The following is a 20,291-nucleotide window of genomic DNA, read 5'->3' on the forward strand; positions in this document are numbered from 1 at the left end:
AAAGTCTCGATCCCCCTCGCCCCGTTCTTGACGGGGAGAGGGTTGGGGTGAGGGGCGGACTTCGCCGATCGATCCACCCTACCCGCAGCCAGACATCATCCCATCGCCTCGAGGATCATATCCTCGGCGGCTTCGGCCAGAACCGCATCCTGCGCTTCGCCGGCCACCGTTTCGCGACCGATTTCCAGCATGATCGGCACGGCAAGCGGCGAAACGCGATCCAGCGGTCGATGCACGACATGGCCCTTGATTCGCGCCAGCATAGCGCCAAGCCGTGCCAAATCCAAAAGCCCCGATGCCGCATCGCGCCTTGTTGCCTCCAGAAGCACATGATCCGGCTCGTGGCTGCGCAGCACATCATAGATGAGATCGGTGGAGACCGTGACCTGTCGGCCGGTCTTTTCCTTGCCCGGATGGCGCCGCTCGATGAGGCCGGAAATCACCGCGCAGTTTCGAAAGCTGCGCTTCAGCATGAAGCTTTCATCCAGCCAGGCTTCCAGATCATCGCCCAGCATGTCCTCGTCAAACAGGTCGGCAAGGCTTAAAACACCGGTCGCGATCATCGCGCCCATGTCGTTCAGGCCCCAGATGGCGAGCGAATAATCGGTGGCGACAAAGCCGAGAGGGCGCGCACCGGCACGCTCCAGCCGGCGCGTCAGCAGCATGCCGAGCGTCTGGTGCGCCAGCCGGCCTTCAAAGCAATAGGCCACGAGGAAGAAGCGCTGGCCGCGTGGAAAGGTTTCAATAAGCAGCTCATCGCGCGCCGGCAGCATGGATTTTTCGCCCTGGAGCGACAGCCATTCGCGCACCTGAGCGGGCAGTACATGCCAGCGGGCGGGATCGGCCAGCATGCCGCGCACCTGGTCTGCGAGATAGGTGGAAAGCGGGAATTTGCCGCCGGCATAGGCCGGGATCTTCGGATCGAGCGAGGCGGCATTGGAGACGAGACATTCATTTTCGCGGATGCCCTCGAAACGCAGGACCTTGCCGGAAAACAGGAATGTATCGCCGGCCACCAGTTGCTCGATGAAATATTCCTCGACCTTGCCGAGCGACAGACCGCCACGACCCGGACCACCCTTGGCGCCGCGCTTGACGAGGCGGACATTGAGCTCGGCGGCCGCCACGATGGTGCCGAGGTTCATGCGGTATTGCTGGGCGATCTGCGGATTGGAGACACGAAAGCGGCCATCCGCCATCTTGCGGATCTTGGCATAACGTTCATAGGCGCGCAGCGCATAGCCGCCGGTCGCGACGAAATCCACAATCCGCTCGAACATGTCCCAGGAGAGAGAGGCATAGGGCGAGGCGCTGGTGATTTCCGTGTAAAGCGCCAGTGGATCAAAAGGCTCAGCACAGGCCATGCCCAGCACATGCTGGGCCAGCACATCCAGCGCCCCCTCACCCACCGGCGGTGTATCCTGCGCGCCAAGATAATTGGCATCGAGCGCTGCCTGGCACTCCATCACCTCAAACCGGTTGGCCGGCACGAGAATGGCCTTGGATGGTTCATCCATGCGGTGGTTGGAGCGGCCGATGCGCTGGGCAAGCCGGGATGCGCCTTTGGGAGCACCGACATGCACGACGAGATCCACATCGCCCCAATCCAGCCCCATATCCAGTGTCGAGGTGGCAACGACCGCCCGCAAGCGGTTGGCGGACATGGCGGCTTCCACCTTACGGCGCTGGCCGGCATCCAGAGAACCGTGATGCAGGGCAATCGGCAGACTGTCCTCGTTGATCGTCCAGAGTTCCTGGAAGATAAGCTCGGCCTGGAAGCGCGTATTGACGAAGATCAGCGTTGTCTTGTGGCGGCGGATTTCCTCATAGACCTCGGGAATGGCATAGGTCGCGACATGGCCGGACCAGGGAATGCGCTTATCGCTGTTGAGAATATGGATATCCGGCGGCGCACCGCCGGTGACATGCACGAGGCCGGCGGGCCTGGAGACGACTTCACCATCGGCATTGTTCTGCGCCACCAGCCAGCGCTGCAGGTCCATCGGATCGGCCACCGTGGCCGACAGGCCGATCGTGGTGAGGCCAGGCGCCAGACGGCGCAGGCGCGCCAGACCCAGCGCCAGAAGATGGCCGCGCTTGGAGGTGACGAGCGAATGCAGCTCGTCCAGCACCACGAATTTCAGATCCTTGAAGAAGCGCTCGGACTGGCTGTTGGCCAAGAGCAGCGCCAGCTGTTCCGGCGTGGTGAGGAGAATATCCGGCGGGCTGAGCTTCTGGCGCTGGCGCTTGGATTGCGGCGTATCGCCGGTGCGGTTTTCCACCGTGACGGCAAGCCCCATTTCCTCGACCGGCTTCATCAGGTTGCGCTCGATATCCACCGCAAGCGCCTTCAAGGGCGAGATGTAGAGCGTGTGGACGCCGGTAAAGGCAGAACCGGGCGCAAGCTTGCCGCGCCGCGTGAGATCAGTCAGCGATGGCAGAAAGCCGGCCAGCGTCTTGCCGCCGCCGGTTGGGGCAATCAGCAGCATGTTTTCGCCCACAATTGCGCGGGCGAGCAGTTCCATCTGATGGGCGCGCGGCGACCAGCCCTTTTGCGCAAACCATTTCTGGAAGGGTCGCGGCAGAAGGTCCGGCAGGGCAGTTGGCTGGGGGTCGTTCAGGCTGTTATCCACGCTTCCCAAAGTAAGACAAAATTCCGCAAAAAGAAGAGCGCTTGACGTCGCACAGAATCATGGATAACTTTTATCCATGATAAGGAGACGGACCGATGAAGCTGGGTGACGGCGTCGAACAGGCCATCCATTGCGTGGGGCTGTTGAGCGGACTTGACGGTGACAGCGTTCTGTCGGCGGCAGCGCTTGCCGAATTCCACGGCGTATCGACCAGTTACCTCCTGAAGCATCTGCAGGCACTGTCCGGAGCGGGGCTTCTGGAAACGGTTCCGGGGCCGAAGGGCGGCTATCGACTGGCAAAACCGCCTGCCGAGATCAGCCTTCTCGATATCGTGCTTGCCGTCGAAGGCCCGCAGCCCGCCTTTCGCTGCGCCGAGATCCGCCAGCGGGGGCCAAATCCGCTGCCCGGTCGCTACTTTACCAAGCCCTGCGGCATCAATGCCGCCATGCTGAAGGCGGAACGCGCCTATCGCGCGGAACTCGCCAAGACATCCATGGCCGATATCCTTGAGGGTCTGGCCGCGGAAGACGACGGAGGCATTGCAGCACGCGGCTGCGCCTTCCTGAACCTCAACCAGCGCGCCGCCGGTCGCAAGGACTGACGGCCTCACCGACAGGAGATCACCTGATGCAGCCCCGCCTCAACTTCTTCAAGGCCGCGCCCGAGGCCTACAAGGCCGTTCTGACGCTTGAAAACTTCGTGCAGTCTTGCGGTCTGGAGCGCCGCTTCATCCATCTGATCAAGCTGCGCGCTTCCATCATCAATGGCTGCGCCTTCTGCGTCGACATGCATGTGAAGGAGGCCCGCCATGACGGGCTTTCCGAGCAATGGATCAACCTGATGAGCGTGTGGTGGGAATCGCCTGTCTATGACGACAAGGAGCGCGCACTTCTGACCTGGGTCGATGCCGTGACGAAGATTGCCGAAACCGGCATTCCCGACAGCGCATACGCGCCGTTGCACCAGCATTTCAGCGAGCAGGAACTGGTCAACATCACGGTGGCGATCGGTGCGATCAACATCTGGAACCGGCTCGCCGTCGGCTTCCGCTCGCAGCACCCGGTCGATCAGCCGGCAAAGGCCGCGTGATCAGCAATTTGCTACATTGATCAGTTGGAGGCGTTAAGACGCCCCCAACATCACACCGGCAAACGGCAGAGAGATCCGTGCGTAGGCCGGCGCCCGGACTTCCAGAGCTTTACTTCACGACATCGATCTCTACGATGAAATCTCTGATCTTTCCATTTCGAAAGGAAATTCTTGATCTGAGCTCATCCTTGCCAATATAGCCCGGAGTGGACGTGTAGTATGCTACACTGGCCGGGAATTTGGTGCTATTGCACTTGGCGAAATCCCCCTTAAAATCGCCTCGAAACACTTTTTCATTTACAATTTCGGTCTTTCCGTGCTTTGGCGACTCGGTAATGCGCGTATTCGGTACGTTACCAGATGTGCAATCCCGATTGGCGAGAACTGCGTGGCCGAGCATTGTGCGCTCTCCAGATACCGCTTTCTTGTTGATATGCGTGACGCTTATTCCATCCGGACCCGTTGTCGTGCAGCCGCTCAAAAGACCGGCGAAAACTACAACTCCTAGCAAACATCCCCACTTGATCATCATTCCCCCTGAAATCCTTTAGCCTACGGCGATACTTGCAGAACAAACCGGCACCTGCTGCCGACATAGAAACCGACTTAAAAGCATTACACTCTGATAATTCAATTATAAATCTCGTTCGCACAATTATTACGTCTTACCGCACACTCTACCGGTCTGCACGGTGGTTGACGTCGAGCATGAGGTCAGCATCACCTCCCTAAGAATGGCTGCGGCCTCAATCCACAATTTCATTTCACGACATCGATTTCTACAGTGAAGTCCTTGATCAAACCGTTGGCATAAGAGATCCGGACCTTGAATTCATCTTAACCAAGGTAACCAGACACCGAAGTGTAACACTGATTTGGAAACTATCTTCCCCAAAATCGCCGCGAGTATTGTTTCTTTACCCGTCAGTTCCGACTCACGAATTACGCCTCAGGACATTATTCATTCTGTTCACGCAACCATCTGTCAATGGGTGAACGTGAAACAGATATTTAAATTAGACAACACTACCTTACGATATACCTGTCCGTGCGGTGATTGATGGCCAGCGTCAGGTTGAGCATCACAGCGGCAATGATCGAGCAGAGGATGACGAAAGGCGTGGCGACGAAGAAGGAGACGCCAAGCACGACGAAATCCAGCCCCAGTTGCACGAAGCCGGCGCGCCAGCCGAACTTGTCCTGCAGGTAGAGCGCCAGGATGCCGAAACCGCCCAGGCTTGAGCGGTGGCGAAACAGAGCCAGCATGCCAGTGCCGAGCAGAAGACCGCCAAACAGCGCCGCCACCAGCGGATCAATGGCGCCAATCGGGATGAGGCCGGGCAGGATTTCGGTGAGCAGCGAGGTGAGCGCCACGGTTGAGAAGGTTTTCAGCGTGAAGGCAAGGCCCAGCCGCTTATAGGCGATCCAGTAGAAAGGCAGGTTGACGAGGAAAAAGACCAGGCCAAAGCTGAGGCCCGTAGAATAGCGCAGGAGAAAGCCAAGGCCCGCCGTGCCGCCGATCAACAGATGCGCCGACGACAGAAGCGTGACGCCGAGCGCTGCCAGCATGGAGCCGGCAACGACGCCCTGGACATCTTCCAGCAGCGAATGGCGCTCGGAACTGGAGGCCCAGAAACCGACCGGACTTTTGGAGGAACGTGCATCGGCCATCAGCGCACCACGATATAGCGGTCCGAGCGATGGTTGATCGCCAGGAACAGGTTGAGAATGACGGCGCCGACAATCGACCAGATGACGATCTGCGGATCGAGCACCAGGAAGGCGGCGGCCATGACGCCCGTATCAAAGGCAAGCTGGATAAGGCCCGCCTGGATGCCGAAGCGTTCCTGGATATAGATGGCGAGGATGCCGACGCCGCCGAGGCTTGCCCTATGCCGATAGAGCGCCAAAAGACCATAACCCAGGAGCAGCCCGCCCATCAGCGCGCCCCAGAAGGGATGCAGGTAATCGATGACGAGAAAGCGCCCTTCGATTTCCGTGACGACGGAGACAAGGCCGATGGCGATGAAGGTTTTTGCCGAAAAGGCAAGGCCCAGCCGCTTGAAGGACAGATAGTAGAAAGGCAGGTTGACGAGGAAAAACAGAAGGCCAAAGGAAATGTTGAAGGCATAGTGGATGAGGAAGGCGACGCCCGCCGTGCCACCCGTCAACAGGCCGACACGGTTAAGGAGATAAAAGCCGAGACCGGAGACAAGCGCTCCGGTGATGAGGCCCTGGCTATCCTCCCAGAACGTGTGCTTGGACGGATCGGCGCTGTAAAAGCCGAGAGCCTTTTTCTGGTGCTGCGACAAGCGGATTTTCCCCTGCTTCTTTTCCGCAATTGTGCACCGCAACAGGGGCTGCTTCAAGATGCCGCCGCAGGCTGACTTGAAATGGCAAGAAAGCATCCGCTCAGGTTACCAGCCGGGCAAGAAACAGAATGCCGAACAGCTGTTTTCCGGCATCCATGCGAATATCGGTCTTCATCATATCGACGACCTCAAAGCCTGTATCGGCCAGCCGGTCGCGCACATAGGTCTGGCTATGGGCGTAGCGCAGCGAGGATTGCAGGCCAAAACCCTCTGGGATTTCCCCGCCATCTTCCACGGAAAAGGCAAACAGGCCGCCGGCTTTCAACAGCGCGCGGGCCAGAAGAAAGGGCGCATCGAGCCTGCCGAGATACATCAGGACATCGGCGGCAGAGACAAGATCGGCGCGCTGCATGGCGAGGGTTTCGGCAAACAGGCCGCAGCTTTGCGGCGATGCCGACAGATCGGCCTGCGCCAGATGATGATAGATCCGCTTTTCGCCGGCCTTGGCCAGCATATTGGCAGACAGATCAAACCCCTCAAGCCGGGCCGTGACGCCTGCCACTTCGGCGCCGAACAAGCCGGTGCCGCAGCCGAGATCGACAGTCAGTTCAAACGGTGCATGGGGTTTGACCAACGCAAACAGCTTTTGCGGCACGCTGTAGTTCAGTTTTTCGACAAGCGAGACTTCGAAACGATCAGCATAATCGTCAAACAGGCCTTCGACATAGGCTGAAGGCGGGCTCTGCGGCATGGGGGCGGCCCCGAGTGACGCAAGCTTGAGGCCGGCGCCGAAAATGCCGGTGCCATCCAGCGTCTCAACCTGGCCGTAAGCCGCGACGGCGCCTGTCGCAAGGCCCGCCTTTTCGCGGTAATCGCCGAGGCGAAACCAGCCGGCGGCCCAGCCGGGCACAAGCTCCAGCGCCTGTTCCATCAATTCGGCAGCGGCGGCAAAATCGCCGGCCTCAGCCAGCATGCGCGCATAATCGGCACGGCGATCGGCGATTGCATCGCCGGACGAGAATTGGGTGGGGGTCATGGGCTTCGATGCGTCAAGAGGATGGGCGCTTCTGCGCCAAGCCATAAAAAAATACAAGTTCTATCGCAGCAAGCCATGACGACGAAGCTTGCGGGCGTGTCGCGACGGACCTATCTGTTTTGCCGCAACGAAGAAGGAAAACCGCAATGTCCGACCAGATCAACAGAGCGCTTGGCGACAGTCCGGGCCGCACGATCGTCAAGCTGATCGTCGTATCGCTGATTGTCGGCTTCATCATGGCCGTGTTCGATATACGCCCCTGGGACGTGTTCCACGGCTTGCGCGACTTCTTCATCGACCTGTGGCATCGCGGCTTCAGCGCGCTCGGCGCGGTGGGCGATTACCTCGTCCTCGGCGCCACGATCGTCATCCCGGCCTTCATCCTTTTGCGCATTTTCAGCTACAGGCGATAATGACACACCTGCCTTCTTACCCTACCCGCCGCGGTTTTCTTCTCATCTCCGGCGGCTCCCTATTGACGCTTGCCGGCTGCACGACGCTTCGCGGTCCTTCCACACCCTCCGTCGATGGCGCGACAGACGATACGCGCGCGGCTCTGCCGCTCGTCAATGCGCTGCGGGCACGCCACGGGCTTTCAGCGCTTGGCGCCAGCGGCCCGACCGGGCGGGCGGCGGCAGAACAGGCCGTGCGCATGGCAAAGGCCAATGAGATGAAGCACCTCATTGGCTTTGGCGATGATTTCGGCGACCGGATGAAGCGCAACAGCGTGGCCCTGCCGGCAGCTGAAAATATTGCGAGCGGCCAGGCGAGCGTGACTGAGGCCGTGCAGGCCTGGATCGATTCGCCCAAGCATCTCATCAATATGCTGGGCGATTACCGCGCCGTGGGCGTTGCCATGGCGCGCTCTCCCTCCACCAGCCGTCCCTATTGGGCGATGGTGCTCTCGGCTCAAGCTTGAAAGCTTAGGACCGATCAGAGCGGTCGTGCCGCCCAGCGATCGGTACCGGTATCGCGCAGATCGCGGATCGATGTCGTGCCGAGACGGTCCATTTCCGCCGAGAGACCCCGCAGGATGTCCACGGCAAGCCCCGGCCCGCCATAGACCATGGCAGAGTAGAGCTGCACGAGATCGGCACCGGCGCGGATCTTTTCCAAAGCCGTCTGCGCACTCGACACGCCGCCCACGCCGATGATCGGCAGAGCCGGACCGATGCGCCGGCGCATGCGGGCAAGGACCGCCGTTGACCGGTGAAACAGCGGCTTGCCCGACAGTCCGCCCGCCTCATTGGCCTTTGCCTCGTTTTTCAACCCGGAGCGGGCGAGCGTCGTGTTGGAGATGATCAGGCCATCGAGCGGATGCGACAGAACTTCGGCGGCGATATCATCCATGCCCTCTTCGGTCAGATCCGGCGCGATCTTCAGGAAGACCGGCACCGTGCGGCCAATGCGCACCGCCTCTTCATCGCGCGCCAGAAGCACGGCCGACAGAAGCGCGGCAAGGCTTTCGCGCGCCTGCAGATCGCGCAGGCCCGGCGTGTTGGGCGAGGAAATATTGACGGTGAAATAGCGTGCCAGAGCGGCAAAGCGGTGAATGCCCGCGACATAATCGCCGATGCGATCCTCGCTATCCTTGTTGGCACCGATATTGACGCCGACAATGCCTTTGGTCTTCAGCGCCGTCAGCCGCGTGAAGGCGGCCTCATGCCCCTCATTGTTGAAACCGAGGCGATTGATGACCGCCTCATCCTCCACCAGGCGGAAGATGCGCGGGCGCGGATTGCCGGCCTGCGGCTTTGGCGTCAGCGTGCCAACCTCGGTAAAGCCGAAGCCGAGATTGAGGATCGCCTCGGGCACCTGGGCATTCTTGTCATAGCCGGCGGCAAGGCCGACCGGATTGGGGAAGACAAGGCCGGCAAGCGTGAGTTTCAGGCGCGGATCCGGCGGCACCCGGCAGGCGGGCACGAGGCCGGACCGCAGCGCGGCAATCGACAGGCCATGGGCGGCTTCCGCATCGAGCGTGAACAGCGCCGTGCGGGCGAGATCAAAGAGGGACATCAGGCAAGCTCCGGAAAGACATGGTCGCCATCTGGCCCAAGCGGCAGCGGCGTTTCAGACACGACGGCCGACAGCGGCAGCGGTGCATACAGATGGGGAAAGAGATCACCGCCGCGCGAGGGCTCAAGCATGAGCTTATCGCCCAGCGCCTGCGCATCGACTGCGAGGAGCAGCAGACCCGCCTGGCCGGCGAAATGACGGGCTGCGGTCTCACGAAGCTGGGCGGATGTCGAGAAATGGATGAAGCCATCGGCATGATCCACCGGGGCACCATCGAAAATGCCAGCCTTGCAGGCCTTGTGCCACAAATCCTGCGTGACGATCTTATATATGATGCTGGCCATGACCGGCTCCTGTCGCAGTGGAGACCGGCAGGCTTTGCCGCAAACCGTGCTGCTTGTCCATGGGTACAAGCGCCAAGACGGGGGAACGGCTGCCCAATCAGGAGGATGTGACGATGCGGATAGGATTATTTGCCTTTTACGTGATGCTTGCGGGCCTGCCTGCGCTCTCAACCCTGGCGCAACAGCCCGCCGAGGAACCCGGCGCCAATCGCTACCGCATGGAGCGCACCGAGCAGGGTTTCATCCGACTTGACCAGCAGACCGGGGCCGTGAGCTATTGCCGCGAGGCGGCCGATGGTCTTTCTTGCCGTCTGGCCGCAGACGAGCGCGCAGCCTTTGAACAGGAACTCGACATTCTCGCAAAACGTGTGGATGCACTGGAAAAGCGGCTGGACGCAGCGTCCACGCCGCAACGACTGCCGAGCGACGCGGAAGTGGAAAAAACCCTGTCGATCATGGAGCGCTTCATGCGCCGCTTCATGGCCATCATCGGTGAAAGCGCACCGGAGACCGCACCGGCTCCCAACCGCACATGACCAGTCATACATGACCGCTTTGAAACTTAAGCTTGTCTCGGGGGCTTGTTTCAAGTCACAACCGGGTCTAATAATCAAAGGGTGAGGACGCAGGCTATGCTCTTGGGAGGGGGCGTGGAAATGCAAACACTGAAAATCATCATCGCAGACGATCATCCCCTGTTTCGCGGCGCATTGCGCCAGGCGCTGAGTGATATTGCCCGGCAGCCGGACATTATCGAAGCCGGGACTTTCGAAGCCGCCCGCCGCATGGCGGGCGACCACCCGGACGCAGACCTTTTGCTGCTTGACCTTGCCATGCCGGGTGTCAGCGGTTTTTCCGGCCTGATGTCGCTTCGGGCTGAATTTTGCAGCCTGCCGATCGTCATCGTCTCGGCCAGCGACGATGCGGCCACCGTGCGGCGGGCGCTGGAACTGGGAGCTTCCGGCTTCATCTCGAAATCATCCGGGCTCGACGATATCCGCACCGCCATCGAAACCGTTCTCAACGGCGGTCTCTGGGCACCCGAAGGGCTGGCGCGCGAGGCGGAGGAAGATCCGGCCGTGGTGGAGCTGAAGGAGCGGCTGAGAACGCTGACGCCACAGCAGAGCCGCGTTTTATCCATGTTGGCCGAAGGCCTGCTCAACAAGCAGATTGCCTATGAGCTTGGCGTTTCGGAAGCCACGATCAAGGCGCATGTCTCGGCCATTCTGATGAAGCTGAATGTCGATAGCCGCACCCAGGCGGTGATCAAGCTCGGCAAGGTGAATATGGCGCTGGTCGCCTGACATGCCTGCAGGAAAGGATTTTATTCCTTTCCCTCTTTACTCAGGAACGCGGTTTCATTAAATCTTGAGGCATCGGGACGCGTGAGCGGCCCGATCCTGGCCATTGGCGGATGCAGACGCATCGTGCCGCACGGCCATGGATTCCGCCATGATGAGCAGGTCTCGCCTTGCCACCCTCCCCTTCCTGATGGACCGGGTCGCCGCAGGCGCTGGAGCAAGAACGGTGATGTTGTCGCATGATACGATCTGGATGGCGATCGACACGCTGGCGGAACGCCATCAGATGACGGCGTCCGGCCTTGCGCGCCGGGCGGGGCTCGACCCGACATCCTTCAACAAATCCAAGCGGCTGGGGCCGGACGGGCGGCTGCGCTGGCCCTCGACGGAATCGATTGCCAAGGTGCTGGAGGCAACCGGCGCTTCGCTGGACCAGTTTGTCAGCTATGTGCCGCAGGAAACCCATGAGAGCGAGCTTCTGGACGCACCGCGCCACGGCCTGCCGGACGGCGCCTTTCCGCCGCAAACGGGCGCCATTCCACTTTTAGGCTTTGCGCAGGCCGGCGCCGGCGGCTTTTTCGATGATGGCGGCTTTCCAGCCGGCCAGGGCTGGGATGTGGTGGATTTTCCCGTCTCGGCCTCGCGCAAGGCCGGTGTCTATGCGCTTGAAGTGCAGGGCGATTCCATGCTGCCGCTTTACCGCGACGGCGACCGGTTGATCGTCGAGCCCGGCGCGCAGGTGCGCCGCGGCGACCGGGTGGTGGTGAAAACCCGCGAGGGCGAGGTCATGGCCAAGATTCTTTTGCGCCAGAGCGTGCGGTCCATCGAACTGACATCGCTCAACCCCGCCCATGCCAACCGCGTGTTCGATATGGCCGAGGTGGAGTGGATGGCACGCATCATCTGGGCAAGCCAGTAACCGGGGCCATGCCCACACATTTTTCAGGGCCAACTCTTTTTCAGTAAAAGCCGTTGGGGAAATAGCGCAGATAGATGTCCTGCAACCTGCCCTTGCGGATCAGCTGGTTGAGCGCATAATCCATGGCAGCGGGCAGAAGGCCACTCTCCTTGCGTGTCATGATCGTCAGTCCTTCGCCGAGGAAGCGCTGCGACAAATAGGGGCCATCAAAAAGGCGGCAACAGGCTTCAGAATCGGCACTGGCCACCCAGAAGGGCAGCCGCAAGGCATCGGAAAATACAGCATCCACCTCGCCCTGTTTCAGGGCCGAAAGCATGCTCTCCTGGCTGTCATAGGCCACGCGCCTAAGCGCGGGGAAGAAGGCTGCAAGCATCTGATCATGCGCCGTGCCGGCCAGCACGCCGACCGGGCGGGTGGCAAGCGCTTCTGCGGCCTTGCCCGAGATATCCAGGGTGCGACGCACGGCAAAACGCGCCGGAATGCTGAGATAGGGCCTTGAAAAGGCAAAGTTTTCGCGAAGCGGCGCCGTGACTGCGATACCGGCCACGGCCGCCTCACCCGTTCCCTCCAACAGGGCCTTTTCGATATCGGCAAAGGGCATGGCCTGGATCTGGCATTTCGGCTCGATGGCAAGTTCCGCGCAGATTTCCCGCACCAGATCGACATGGAAGCCGGACAGCCGGCCGGTCTGATCGACAAAGCTGAAGGGCGGAAAATCGACCGTTGTCAGCACCCGCAGACGCGCCAGGTTCTGGAGGTCAGGCCTTGCCAGGCGCTCGCCCGGATCCATCAGCAGCGGCATGTCAGACGGCGTCTGGCCCAGTGCTTTCAAGGGAAAAAACCCAACCCAGGCAAGAAATATCAGAGCGAATGCACGGAACTCTGAGTGATCCTTACAATTTGATTGTTTAACCATGGCGTGTATGCCTATCATGCGCTCGGGGTCAGGTTGGGGGCAGCCTGCGCAACGTGGTGTACCAGCTTGACGGATTTAGGGGAATATCCGCCGACAGATGCCATCCCAGGCCTGGGGAGGCGCAACAGCAAGGATGAGGCACCGGAAAAGCCGGTGCCGGACGACACGGCCCATGCAACAGAGATCGCGGCCCTGCGGGCGCTTGGCCTGTCAAAGCCATTGCTGGCATGGCTTTGCACCAGGGCGCACCGCAACGGCACGACTATTGAAACGGAACTGCTGGCAAGCGGCCGCGTGCGCGAGGAGGCCTATTTCGGTGCACTCGCCAGGGCCTTTCGATTGCCCTTTGTCGCCAGGATCGACCCCGCGGCAGTGCAGGACCTGGAGGGGCTGGACATCCAGTTGCAACGCCCGACGCAGATCCGCCTCAACCACAAGGCGCGGGCGCCGCAGGTGGCCATCGTACCGGAAGCCGCACGGCTGGCGGAATTTTCAGCACTTCTGATGCGGCTGCCGGATCTTGGCCGCGGACTTGTGATCACCACGCCCGGCGCCATTCGCCGCGCGGTCTGGGCAGCCGGCGCGAGGCGGCGCGTGCGCCACACGGTATCGGAACTTTTCGACAACCAGCCGCAGCATTCGGCGCGCATCGTGGCCACGGGGCGCCAGGGCATGATCAGCGGCATGCTCCTGACGCTGCTGGCGGCGGCGATTTTCTGGGTACCGGGCGCGCTGCTGCCGCTGATGCATGCGGTGATCTCGCTGCTCTATCTCTCCTCGCTTGTCCTGCGTATCCTGGCCGTCATCCTGCACAAGGTGCGCAAGCCAAAGCCGGTGCCACCACCAGAGGCACCGCTCGCCTGCTATACGGTGATGGTGGCGCTCTACCGCGAGGCAAACATGGCACCTCAGCTGACTGAGAGCCTGATGCGGCTGGATTGGCCACGCTCAAGGCTGGATATCAAGCTGGTCTGCGAAGCGGATGACCGTGAGACGATCGAGGCTTTCCAGGCGCTGAACCTGCCACCCCATTTCGAGATCGTCGAAGTGCCGCCCTATCATCCGCGCACCAAGCCCAAGGCACTCTCCTATGCACTGCCGGCGGCGCGCGGCGACTATCTCGCCGTCTATGACGCGGAAGACCGCCCGCATCCGCAACAGTTGATGGAGGCCTGCCAGCGCTTTCGCCAATGCGGTCCGGATGTGGCCTGCCTGCAGGCGCCGCTGGTGATTGCCAATATGCAGGAAAGCCATGTCAGCACACTGTTTGCGGTGGAATATGCCGCCCTGTTTCGCGGCCTTCTGCCCATGCTATCGCGCTACCGGATGCCCATGCCACTGGGTGGCACATCCAATCATTTTCGCACCGATGTGCTGCGCAAAGTGGGTGGTTGGGACCCGTATAACGTAACGGAGGATGCCGATCTTGGCCTGCGTCTCTACCGCCTCGGCTACCGATCCGAAACGCTGCGTTGCCAGACGCTGGAAGATGCCCCTGTCTCGATGAAGGTCTGGACCGACCAGCGCCGCCGCTGGTTCAAGGGCTGGCTGCAGACCTGGCTGGTGATGACCCGCCATCCGCTGACGACCATGCGGCAAATGGGGCTGAGGGCCACGCTCGTCTTTCACCTGCTGATCGGCGGCATGCTGATCTCAGCGCTCGGTCATCCGCTGATCCTGCTGTTTTTCGGCTCCACGCTGCTGACGCTGGCAACGACGCCCGTGGCCACAATCCCGCTTTTAAAGCTTTCTCTGTTTGCCATCGATACGGTGAATGTGTTTGGCAGCTATGCGACGTTTCTGGCACTCGGGATCGGCTCGATGATCGAGCGCGAGAAACGCATGGTGGGCTGGCGCTGGATCGGTGTGCCGCTGCACTGGTTCATGAGTTCCTATGCCGCCTGGCGGGCGCTCAACGAATTGCGCACGAACCCGTTTTTCTGGAAAAAGACACCGCACAACCCGAGCCCGCCCAAGAAGGAACAGTGAGCGGAGAGATGGAGCGGGTGAAGGGAATCGAACCCTCGTATTCAGCTTGGGAAGCTGCTGCTCTACCATTGAGCTACACCCGCATCTGACCTGGAGAGGTAGCACCAAGACGCAGGCGCGTTCAAGCAAAAATCGCAAATACGGCGGTGAAGTCCGCGCATCTTCACAAGCGAACTACCGGGTTGATGCGCCCTGTTTCAACGGAAATGCTTGGACAGTTTCAGGCCCTGCGCCTGGTAATTGGAGCCGAGGCCCGAGCCATAAAGACCCTGCGGGCGCTCCAGCATATGTTCATAGACGAGGCGACCGACGATCTGCCCATGTTCGAGAATGAAGGGCACTTCATGGCTGCGCACTTCCAGCACCGCCCGGCTGCCGGAGCCGCCGGCCGGCGCATGGCCGAAGCCCGGATCGAAGAAACCGGCATAATGCACGCGAAACTCGCCGACCAGCGGATCATAGGGCGTCATTTCGGCGGCATAGAGCGGTGGCACATGCACGGCCTCGCGCGAGACCAGAATGTAGAACTCGTCCGGATCAAGGATCAGTTCGTCGCGGCCACGGCTATAGAGCGGCTCCCAGAAATCCAGAACATCCAGCGCGCCCTTGCGATCCACATCAACGACCGAGGTATGGTGCTTGCCGCGATAGCCGATCAACCCATCCGGGCCGGTGCCCTTCAGGTCGATCGACATGGCAATGCCGGCGCCCGACACATTCGGCGTTTCGCTGGCGACCAGCGTATCAGTCGCATGCAGGGCCATAACCTCGGTTTCCGACAGAAGCGCGTGACCGGTGCGAAAGCGGATCTGCGACAGGCGCGAGCCACGCCGCACGATGACCGGGAAGGTGCGCGGCGAAATTTCCAGATAGAGCGGTCCCTTGTAGCCGGCCGGGATCTTGTCGAATTCCTGCGCCCGATCCACCATGACGCGGGTGAAGATATCGAGACGCCCGGTCGAGCTTTTCGGATTGCTGGAGGCTGACAGATCGGCCGACAGATCCAGGCTTTCCATCAGCGGCACGATATAGACGCAGCCGGTTTCCAGCACGGCTCCGTTTTCAAGATCGATCTCGTGCAGGGTCAGCCGTTCAAGCTTGTCGGCCACCGTATGGCCGGGGCCGGGCATGAAGCTGGCGCGCACACGCAGAGCCTTGGAACCGAGCCTCAGATCAAGGCTTGCCGGCTGGATCTGGTCCGTATCGAGCGCGGCTTCGCTCTTCAACCGGCCCTCCTGGAAGAGTTCGCCGATGGCACGATCTGCCAGAATGCCCGCATTGCGTTTCATGTGAACCCGTCCTTTATTGCGGCGACAAAAGCAAAAGCAGGGAATTGACGCAAGCACTGCTTGGGCGTATGCCTCGCTTATCCCGTGGTGATTTGGCCGGTCGGCTTGCAGCCACGTTAAATAAGTGGCTAAAAAGACCGGGTGCGAAACCGGTCTGCTTTTGCGACCGGTTTTTTTGTTACGAAGTGGTGACACGCATGACCAAGACCTGGCGCCCCGCAACCCAACTCGTTCACGAAGGCACGCTGCGCTCGCAGTATGGCGAAACCTCGGAAGCGATCTACCTGACGCAGGGGTTTGTTTACGAGAATTCCGCCGCAGCCGAGGCCCGTTTCAAGGGCGAGACGGACGGTTTCATCTATGCCCGTTACGGCAGCCCGACCAATGACATGTTCGAAAAGCGCATGATAGCGCTGGAAGGTGCCGAAGACGCACGCGCCACGGCCTCCGGCATGGCTGCGGTTTCCGCCGCCATTCTGTGCCAGGTGAAGGCCGGCGACCATATTGTGGCTGCCCGCGCGCTGTTTGGTTCCTGCCGCTGGGTGGTGGAAACGCTGGCGCCGAAATATGGCGTGGAATGCACGCTGGTCGATGGCCGCGATCTTGCCAATTGGGAAGCGGCAATCCGCCCCAATACAAAGGTGTTTTTCCTCGAAAGCCCGACCAACCCGACGCTGGAAGTGATCGATATTGCCGGCGTTGCAAAGCTGGCCGATCAGGTGGGCGCAAAGCTGGTGGTCGACAATGTGTTTGCCACGCCGCTTTTCCAGAAGCCGCTGGAGCTTGGCGCGCATGTGGTGGTCTATTCCGCCACCAAGCATATTGATGGCCAGGGCCGCTGCCTGGGCGGCGTGATCCTTTCCGACAAGCAGTGGATTGCCGAAAACCTGCAGGACTACTTCCGCCACACAGGTCCGGCGATGTCGCCCTTCAATGCCTGGACGCTGCTGAAGGGCCTGGAAACGCTGCCGCTGCGCGTCAAACAGCAGACGACGAGCGCTGCCAAGATTGCCGATTTCCTGGCGGATGAGAGCAAGGTGGCCAAGGTTATCTATCCCGGACGCAAGGACCATCCGCAGGCCGATATCATCGCCAAGCAGATGACCGGCGGCTCGACGCTTGTGTGCTTTGAACTGAAGGGCGGCAAGGACGCAGCCTTTGCATTGCAGGATGCGCTGGAGGTGATCAAGATCTCCAACAATCTGGGTGATGCCAAGAGCCTGATCACCCATCCCGCCACGACAACGCACAAGAACCTGACAGATGCGGCCCGCGCCGAGCTTGGCATTTCTGCCGGCACCTTGCGGCTCTCCTGCGGGATCGAGGACGAAGACGATCTGGTGGACGATCTGGCGGCAGCGCTTTCGAAAGTCTCGGCATAAAAGGTCGATTCACCATCGCGGTTAGGATTAACCGCTAAAAATCAGGCTTTGACCACATCCGGGCGCGGGCGGATTTCTTGACCTCGCGCCCATCCTGTATGATATCCGTACAGGTAATACCAAATTTCGATGATTGGAGCCTGTCGGTTTCTATCATGGCGATCTGGTATAAGATGAAGGTGTCGCCATGTATCGCGCAATGACGAAAGATATTGAAGTGGCCGTCGAGCCCTATTTTCTGGAGGAGCAATCCGATCCGGACGATAGCCGCTATGTCTGGGGCTACCGCATCGTTATCGCCAACCATTCCGAGCTGACCGTGCGGCTGGTGCATCGCTACTGGCACATCACCGACCAGAACGGCCTTGTGGACGAAGTGGAAGGACCGGGCGTCGTGGGGGAACAGCCGCGCCTGCGGCCCGGCGACACATATGAATATTCTTCCGGCTGTCCGCTCGACACACCATCCGGCATGATGTTTGGCCACTACCAGATGGAAAGCGATGAAGGCGAGACCTTCTTTGTCGAAATCCCCGCCTTCTCCCTGGATGCGCCCGGCCTGATGCGCATCCTGAACTGAGCTTCAGCAGACGTAGCAAGGGCCGATGCCTCGGCCCTTATTACATGTCTCAGGCCGGAATGAATTCCGACGGCGCGTAGCGATAGGTCGTCGAACAGAATTCGCAGGTTACCGAAATCTCCCCGTCTTCCAGGCTCGCCTCGATTTCCTCGGCGGTGAAGCCTTCCAGCACGCCCTTGATCTTGTCGCGTGAGCAGCTGCAACGGTCGAGCACGGCCTGCGGCTCATAAATGCGCACGCCCCGCTCGTGGAAAAGCCGGAACAGAAGCCGTTCGATATTGACCTGCGGATCGGTCAATTCGTCCGTATCCACGGTTTCCACCAGCATGCGGGCCTCCGCCCAGGCGTCGTCATCGCCATGATCATGGGTCTGTTCATCTCCATCGCCGCCATGCAGATCCCGCTGGCGCAGGCGTTCCGGCGCCTGTGGCAGGAACTGCGCCAGCACGCCGCCGGCCCGCCAGTTATGGCGCGGCTTGCCTTCCGGATCGCGATCGATGAGTTCGGCAACGCCAAGGCGCACCCGCGTCGGGATCTGCTCCGACTGGCGGAAATAGACGCCGGCGATTTCCTCAAGCGACGATCCATCCAGCGGCACGATGCCCTGATAGGGATGCATGCCCTGCCCCTGATCGATGGTGAAGGCGAGATAGCCCTGCCCCAGAAGCGCCGGCGGCGACACAGTGCCATTCGCCTGCGCCTCCTTCAGCCGGTCTTCATCGAAACGGGCATAGGCGCGCAGGCTGTCGGGGCTGGAAAAATCCGCAACCAGAAGATCCACAGGGCCATCGCCCTTGGTCTGCACGGTAAAGCGGCCATCGAATTTCAGCGAGGTGCCGATCAATGCCGTCAGCACGATGGCTTCGGCCAGAAGCCGGGCGACCGGTGCGGGATAATCGTGACGGGCCAGAATGGTGTTGAGCAGCGGGCCAAGCTGCACGGCGCGGCCACGCACATCCAGACCATCGATCTGGAAGGGAACCACGCGGTCATCACCCGCCAGATTGAGTTCGCTGAGGTCTACTGCGGCTTCTGCCATGACTTACTCCTTCGCGCCGGAGCCATCCATTTCGCACCTAATACCAAGTGTCAATGATAGGAAACTATTGCGTGGGACCGGAGACGTTCACCCGGCAAGGAGCATACCGGAGAGCGATGCTTAGGCATCAGTCGAGGATTGCGACATAGCCGGTGAACGAAATCCGGCCCATGCGAAGCACCGGGCGCATTTGTCTTCCGGACGTTGTCGAAAATCCTCGCCGGACCGAAAGGTCCGACTGCGGTTTTCTCCTAGCCGGAAATCAAAATCGCTCCGGCACAATCGGTTTCTACCATCGACACTTGGTATAATACAGCCGAGCGAAACCGCTCAACCGGGGGCAATCAGGCCGACGATGTGGTGTTGATGCGCCGGCGCCAATTGGCGCGCGGCACGATTGAAGCCCGACAGATGGGGAGGCAGGCCCTTCAATTCAAGCGGCCGGCAAAGGTGCCGGCCGGGACGTAACGCTTGCGTAAAACCGGATCAGACGGCGCCGAAACACCAGGCAAGGATCGATTTTTGCGCATGCATGCGGTTTTCCGCCTCATCAAAGACAACGGACTGCGGACCGTCGATCACCTCGTCGGTAACCTCCTCGCCGCGATGTGCCGGCAGGCAATGCATGAACAGCGCCTGCGGATTGGCACGCGCCATCAGCTCTGCATTCACCTGATAAGGCTGGAAGACATTGTGGCCGCGCGCCTTGTGCTCCTGGTTCATCGAGACCCAGGTATCGGTAACGACCATATCGACGCCCTGAACCGCCCGTTCGGCATCATGGCACAGCATGATTTCGCCGCCATTGTTGCGCGCCCAGTTGAGATATTTGTCGCCCGGTTCCGAACCCAGCGGCACGGCCATGTTCATGCGATAACCGAAGCGGGCAGCACCCTCGACGAAGGAATGCAGCACATTATTGCCGTCACCGGTCCAGGCAAAGGTCTTGCCGGAGACCGGGCCACGATGTTCCTCGAAGGTCAGGAGATCGGCCATGATCTGGCAGGGATGGGTTTCATCCGTCAGACCGTTGATGACCGGCACGGTGGCATGCTCGGCCATTTCCAGCAGACGGTTATGGTCCGTGGTGCGGATCATGATCGCATCGACATAGCGCGACAGGACCTTGGCCGTATCACCAATGGTTTCAGCGCGGCCCAGCTGCATTTCCGTGCCCGAAAGGAACAGGGTTTCGCCGCCGAGCTGGCGCATGCCGACATCAAACGACACGCGGGTGCGCGTCGATGGCTTTTCGAAGATCATCGCCAGCATCTTGCCAGCCAGCGGCTTATCGGCCGTGCCGGCCTTGGTGGCCATTTTGCGCGTCAGCGCATCATCAAGGATGGTGCGCAATTCCCCGGACGAAACGGCCGAGAGATCGAGAAAATGCTTGGGTGATGCCATGGTCCATTCCATCGGGGGCGCCATCCGGCGGCCCGCTGTTT

General features: G+C 60.6%; 21 protein-coding genes, 1 tRNA gene and 1 riboswitch. Of the genes, 10 read left to right on the forward strand and 12 right to left on the reverse strand.

The window, feature by feature from the left end:
• Positions 1 to 95: 95 nt before the first annotated feature.
• On the reverse strand, positions 96 to 2,633 hold the full coding sequence (locus tag E8M77_RS06335; protein ID WP_246659152.1) for a ligase-associated DNA damage response DEXH box helicase: 2,538 nt from the start codon (positions 2,631 to 2,633) through the stop codon (positions 96 to 98).
• Positions 2,634 to 2,728: 95 nt separating this feature from the next.
• Here E8M77_RS06335 and E8M77_RS06340 point away from each other — a divergent pair, with 95 nt between their 5' ends.
• Both E8M77_RS06340 and E8M77_RS06345 read left to right on the forward strand, forming a co-directional pair.
• Positions 2,729 to 3,235 (forward strand): Rrf2 family transcriptional regulator, encoded by a 507-nt coding sequence (locus tag E8M77_RS06340; RefSeq protein WP_137129788.1) that lies wholly within the window; start codon positions 2,729 to 2,731, stop codon positions 3,233 to 3,235.
• Between the two features lie 26 nt (positions 3,236 to 3,261).
• A complete protein-coding gene (locus tag E8M77_RS06345; protein WP_137129789.1) occupies positions 3,262 to 3,723 on the forward strand; it encodes a carboxymuconolactone decarboxylase family protein in 462 nt (153 codons plus the stop codon).
• A gap of 109 nt (positions 3,724 to 3,832) precedes the next feature.
• Here E8M77_RS06345 and E8M77_RS06350 read toward each other — a convergent pair whose 3' ends face one another.
• From E8M77_RS06350 to E8M77_RS06365, 4 genes are all read right to left on the reverse strand, one after another.
• Positions 3,833 to 4,255 carry a hypothetical protein gene (locus tag E8M77_RS06350; RefSeq protein ID WP_137129790.1) on the reverse strand — a complete coding sequence of 141 codons (423 nt, stop codon included), beginning with the start codon at positions 4,253 to 4,255 and terminating at the stop codon, positions 3,833 to 3,835.
• Positions 4,256 to 4,749: 494 nt separating this feature from the next.
• A complete protein-coding gene (locus E8M77_RS06355; RefSeq protein ID WP_137129791.1) occupies positions 4,750 to 5,394 on the reverse strand; it encodes a YitT family protein in 645 nt (214 codons plus the stop codon).
• On the reverse strand, positions 5,394 to 6,035 hold the full coding sequence (locus E8M77_RS06360) for a YitT family protein (RefSeq protein ID WP_246659153.1): 642 nt from the start codon (positions 6,033 to 6,035) through the stop codon (positions 5,394 to 5,396). Before E8M77_RS06360 ends, E8M77_RS06355 begins: the two co-directional genes overlap by 1 nt.
• A 100-nt stretch (positions 6,036 to 6,135) precedes the next feature.
• Positions 6,136 to 7,071, reverse strand: a complete 936-nt coding sequence (locus tag E8M77_RS06365; RefSeq protein ID WP_137129793.1) for a methyltransferase — start codon at positions 7,069 to 7,071, stop codon at positions 6,136 to 6,138.
• Between the two features lie 146 nt (positions 7,072 to 7,217).
• Between E8M77_RS06365 and E8M77_RS06370 the strand changes: the two genes are divergently transcribed.
• A complete protein-coding gene (locus E8M77_RS06370) occupies positions 7,218 to 7,484 on the forward strand; it encodes a DUF6460 domain-containing protein (RefSeq protein ID WP_137129794.1) in 267 nt (88 codons plus the stop codon).
• The gene (locus E8M77_RS06375) at positions 7,484 to 7,990 is read left to right on the forward strand and encodes a CAP domain-containing protein (protein ID WP_137129795.1); all 507 of its coding nucleotides are present in this window, start codon (positions 7,484 to 7,486) and stop codon (positions 7,988 to 7,990) included. The genes E8M77_RS06370 and E8M77_RS06375 overlap by 1 nt, the downstream gene beginning before the upstream one ends.
• 14 nt (positions 7,991 to 8,004) lie before the next feature.
• On the opposite strand, the gene E8M77_RS06380 is transcribed toward E8M77_RS06375, so the two are convergent.
• Both E8M77_RS06380 and E8M77_RS06385 read right to left on the reverse strand, forming a co-directional pair.
• Positions 8,005 to 9,087 carry a quinone-dependent dihydroorotate dehydrogenase gene (locus E8M77_RS06380; RefSeq protein ID WP_137129796.1) on the reverse strand — a complete coding sequence of 361 codons (1,083 nt, stop codon included), beginning with the start codon at positions 9,085 to 9,087 and terminating at the stop codon, positions 8,005 to 8,007.
• Entirely contained in the window at positions 9,087 to 9,431 is a 345-nt protein-coding gene (locus E8M77_RS06385; protein WP_137129797.1) for a DUF952 domain-containing protein, read from the reverse strand. The genes E8M77_RS06380 and E8M77_RS06385 overlap by 1 nt, the downstream gene beginning before the upstream one ends.
• A gap of 113 nt (positions 9,432 to 9,544) precedes the next feature.
• On the opposite strand from E8M77_RS06385, the gene E8M77_RS06390 reads away from it, so the two are divergent.
• The 3 genes from E8M77_RS06390 to E8M77_RS06400 all read left to right on the forward strand — a co-directional run bounded on the left by E8M77_RS06390 (position 9,545) and on the right by E8M77_RS06400 (position 11,651).
• Entirely contained in the window at positions 9,545 to 9,967 is a 423-nt protein-coding gene (locus E8M77_RS06390) for a hypothetical protein (protein WP_246659154.1), read from the forward strand.
• A gap of 120 nt (positions 9,968 to 10,087) precedes the next feature.
• The gene (locus E8M77_RS06395; RefSeq protein WP_137129798.1) at positions 10,088 to 10,735 is read left to right on the forward strand and encodes a response regulator transcription factor; all 648 of its coding nucleotides are present in this window, start codon (positions 10,088 to 10,090) and stop codon (positions 10,733 to 10,735) included.
• Positions 10,736 to 10,961: 226 nt separating this feature from the next.
• Entirely contained in the window at positions 10,962 to 11,651 is a 690-nt protein-coding gene (locus E8M77_RS06400; RefSeq protein WP_137129939.1) for a helix-turn-helix transcriptional regulator, read from the forward strand.
• A 40-nt stretch (positions 11,652 to 11,691) separates the two neighbouring features.
• Here the strand turns inward: E8M77_RS06400 and E8M77_RS06405 are convergent, their stop codons facing one another.
• Entirely contained in the window at positions 11,692 to 12,453 is a 762-nt protein-coding gene (locus tag E8M77_RS06405; RefSeq protein ID WP_246659160.1) for a transporter substrate-binding domain-containing protein, read from the reverse strand.
• A 180-nt stretch (positions 12,454 to 12,633) separates the two neighbouring features.
• On the opposite strand from E8M77_RS06405, the gene E8M77_RS06410 reads away from it, so the two are divergent.
• Positions 12,634 to 14,556 (forward strand): glycosyltransferase family 2 protein, encoded by a 1,923-nt coding sequence (locus tag E8M77_RS06410; protein ID WP_246659155.1) that lies wholly within the window; start codon positions 12,634 to 12,636, stop codon positions 14,554 to 14,556.
• A gap of 9 nt (positions 14,557 to 14,565) precedes the next feature.
• On the opposite strand, the gene E8M77_RS06415 is transcribed toward E8M77_RS06410, so the two are convergent.
• Both E8M77_RS06415 and E8M77_RS06420 read right to left on the reverse strand, forming a co-directional pair.
• Positions 14,566 to 14,639 (reverse strand) — tRNA-Gly (locus tag E8M77_RS06415).
• Positions 14,640 to 14,753: 114 nt separating this feature from the next.
• The gene (locus tag E8M77_RS06420; protein WP_137129800.1) at positions 14,754 to 15,845 is read right to left on the reverse strand and encodes a 2'-deoxycytidine 5'-triphosphate deaminase; all 1,092 of its coding nucleotides are present in this window, start codon (positions 15,843 to 15,845) and stop codon (positions 14,754 to 14,756) included.
• A 74-nt stretch (positions 15,846 to 15,919) separates the two neighbouring features.
• Positions 15,920 to 15,998, forward strand: a riboswitch (SAM riboswitch).
• 44 nt (positions 15,999 to 16,042) lie between these two features.
• On the opposite strand from E8M77_RS06420, the gene E8M77_RS06425 reads away from it, so the two are divergent.
• Positions 16,043 to 17,227, forward strand: a complete 1,185-nt coding sequence (locus E8M77_RS06425) for an O-succinylhomoserine sulfhydrylase (RefSeq protein WP_137129801.1) — start codon at positions 16,043 to 16,045, stop codon at positions 17,225 to 17,227.
• 187 nt (positions 17,228 to 17,414) lie between these two features.
• Positions 17,415 to 17,807, forward strand: coding sequence for a Co2+/Mg2+ efflux protein ApaG (gene apaG, locus E8M77_RS06430; protein ID WP_137129802.1), 393 nt, complete (start codon positions 17,415 to 17,417; stop codon positions 17,805 to 17,807).
• Positions 17,808 to 17,856: 49 nt separating this feature from the next.
• Here apaG and E8M77_RS06435 read toward each other — a convergent pair whose 3' ends face one another.
• Both E8M77_RS06435 and argF read right to left on the reverse strand, forming a co-directional pair.
• Positions 17,857 to 18,846, reverse strand: a complete 990-nt coding sequence (locus E8M77_RS06435) for an Hsp33 family molecular chaperone (RefSeq protein ID WP_137129803.1) — start codon at positions 18,844 to 18,846, stop codon at positions 17,857 to 17,859.
• A 486-nt stretch (positions 18,847 to 19,332) separates the two neighbouring features.
• Positions 19,333 to 20,250 carry an ornithine carbamoyltransferase gene (gene argF / locus E8M77_RS06440; RefSeq protein WP_137129804.1) on the reverse strand — a complete coding sequence of 306 codons (918 nt, stop codon included), beginning with the start codon at positions 20,248 to 20,250 and terminating at the stop codon, positions 19,333 to 19,335.
• Positions 20,251 to 20,291 lie beyond the last annotated feature (41 nt).

The organism is Rhizobium sp. FY34 (assembly GCF_005222845.1).
Taxonomy (GTDB): domain Bacteria; phylum Pseudomonadota; class Alphaproteobacteria; order Rhizobiales; family Rhizobiaceae; genus Neorhizobium.

Coding starts and splice junctions, on each gene's coding strand:
- E8M77_RS06340 (WP_137129788.1), top strand. CDS start 2,729: ATGAAGCTGGGTGACGGCGTCGAACAGGCCATCCATTGCGTGGGGCTG.
- E8M77_RS06345 (WP_137129789.1), top strand. CDS start 3,262: ATGCAGCCCCGCCTCAACTTCTTCAAGGCCGCGCCCGAGGCCTACAAG.
- E8M77_RS06350 (WP_137129790.1), bottom strand. CDS start 4,255: ATGATGATCAAGTGGGGATGTTTGCTAGGAGTTGTAGTTTTCGCCGGT.
- E8M77_RS06355 (WP_137129791.1), bottom strand. CDS start 5,394: ATGGCCGATGCACGTTCCTCCAAAAGTCCGGTCGGTTTCTGGGCCTCC.
- E8M77_RS06365 (WP_137129793.1), bottom strand. CDS start 7,071: ATGACCCCCACCCAATTCTCGTCCGGCGATGCAATCGCCGATCGCCGT.
- E8M77_RS06370 (WP_137129794.1), top strand. CDS start 7,218: ATGTCCGACCAGATCAACAGAGCGCTTGGCGACAGTCCGGGCCGCACG.
- E8M77_RS06375 (WP_137129795.1), top strand. CDS start 7,484: ATGACACACCTGCCTTCTTACCCTACCCGCCGCGGTTTTCTTCTCATC.
- E8M77_RS06380 (WP_137129796.1), bottom strand. CDS start 9,087: ATGTCCCTCTTTGATCTCGCCCGCACGGCGCTGTTCACGCTCGATGCG.
- E8M77_RS06385 (WP_137129797.1), bottom strand. CDS start 9,431: ATGGCCAGCATCATATATAAGATCGTCACGCAGGATTTGTGGCACAAG.
- E8M77_RS06390 (WP_246659154.1), top strand. CDS start 9,545: ATGCGGATAGGATTATTTGCCTTTTACGTGATGCTTGCGGGCCTGCCT.
- E8M77_RS06395 (WP_137129798.1), top strand. CDS start 10,088: ATGCAAACACTGAAAATCATCATCGCAGACGATCATCCCCTGTTTCGC.
- E8M77_RS06400 (WP_137129939.1), top strand. CDS start 10,962: ATGTTGTCGCATGATACGATCTGGATGGCGATCGACACGCTGGCGGAA.
- E8M77_RS06405 (WP_246659160.1), bottom strand. CDS start 12,453: ATGCCGCTGCTGATGGATCCGGGCGAGCGCCTGGCAAGGCCTGACCTC.
- E8M77_RS06420 (WP_137129800.1), bottom strand. CDS start 15,845: ATGAAACGCAATGCGGGCATTCTGGCAGATCGTGCCATCGGCGAACTC.
- E8M77_RS06425 (WP_137129801.1), top strand. CDS start 16,043: ATGACCAAGACCTGGCGCCCCGCAACCCAACTCGTTCACGAAGGCACG.
- apaG (WP_137129802.1), top strand. CDS start 17,415: ATGTATCGCGCAATGACGAAAGATATTGAAGTGGCCGTCGAGCCCTAT.
- E8M77_RS06435 (WP_137129803.1), bottom strand. CDS start 18,846: ATGGCAGAAGCCGCAGTAGACCTCAGCGAACTCAATCTGGCGGGTGAT.
- argF (WP_137129804.1), bottom strand. CDS start 20,250: ATGGCATCACCCAAGCATTTTCTCGATCTCTCGGCCGTTTCGTCCGGG.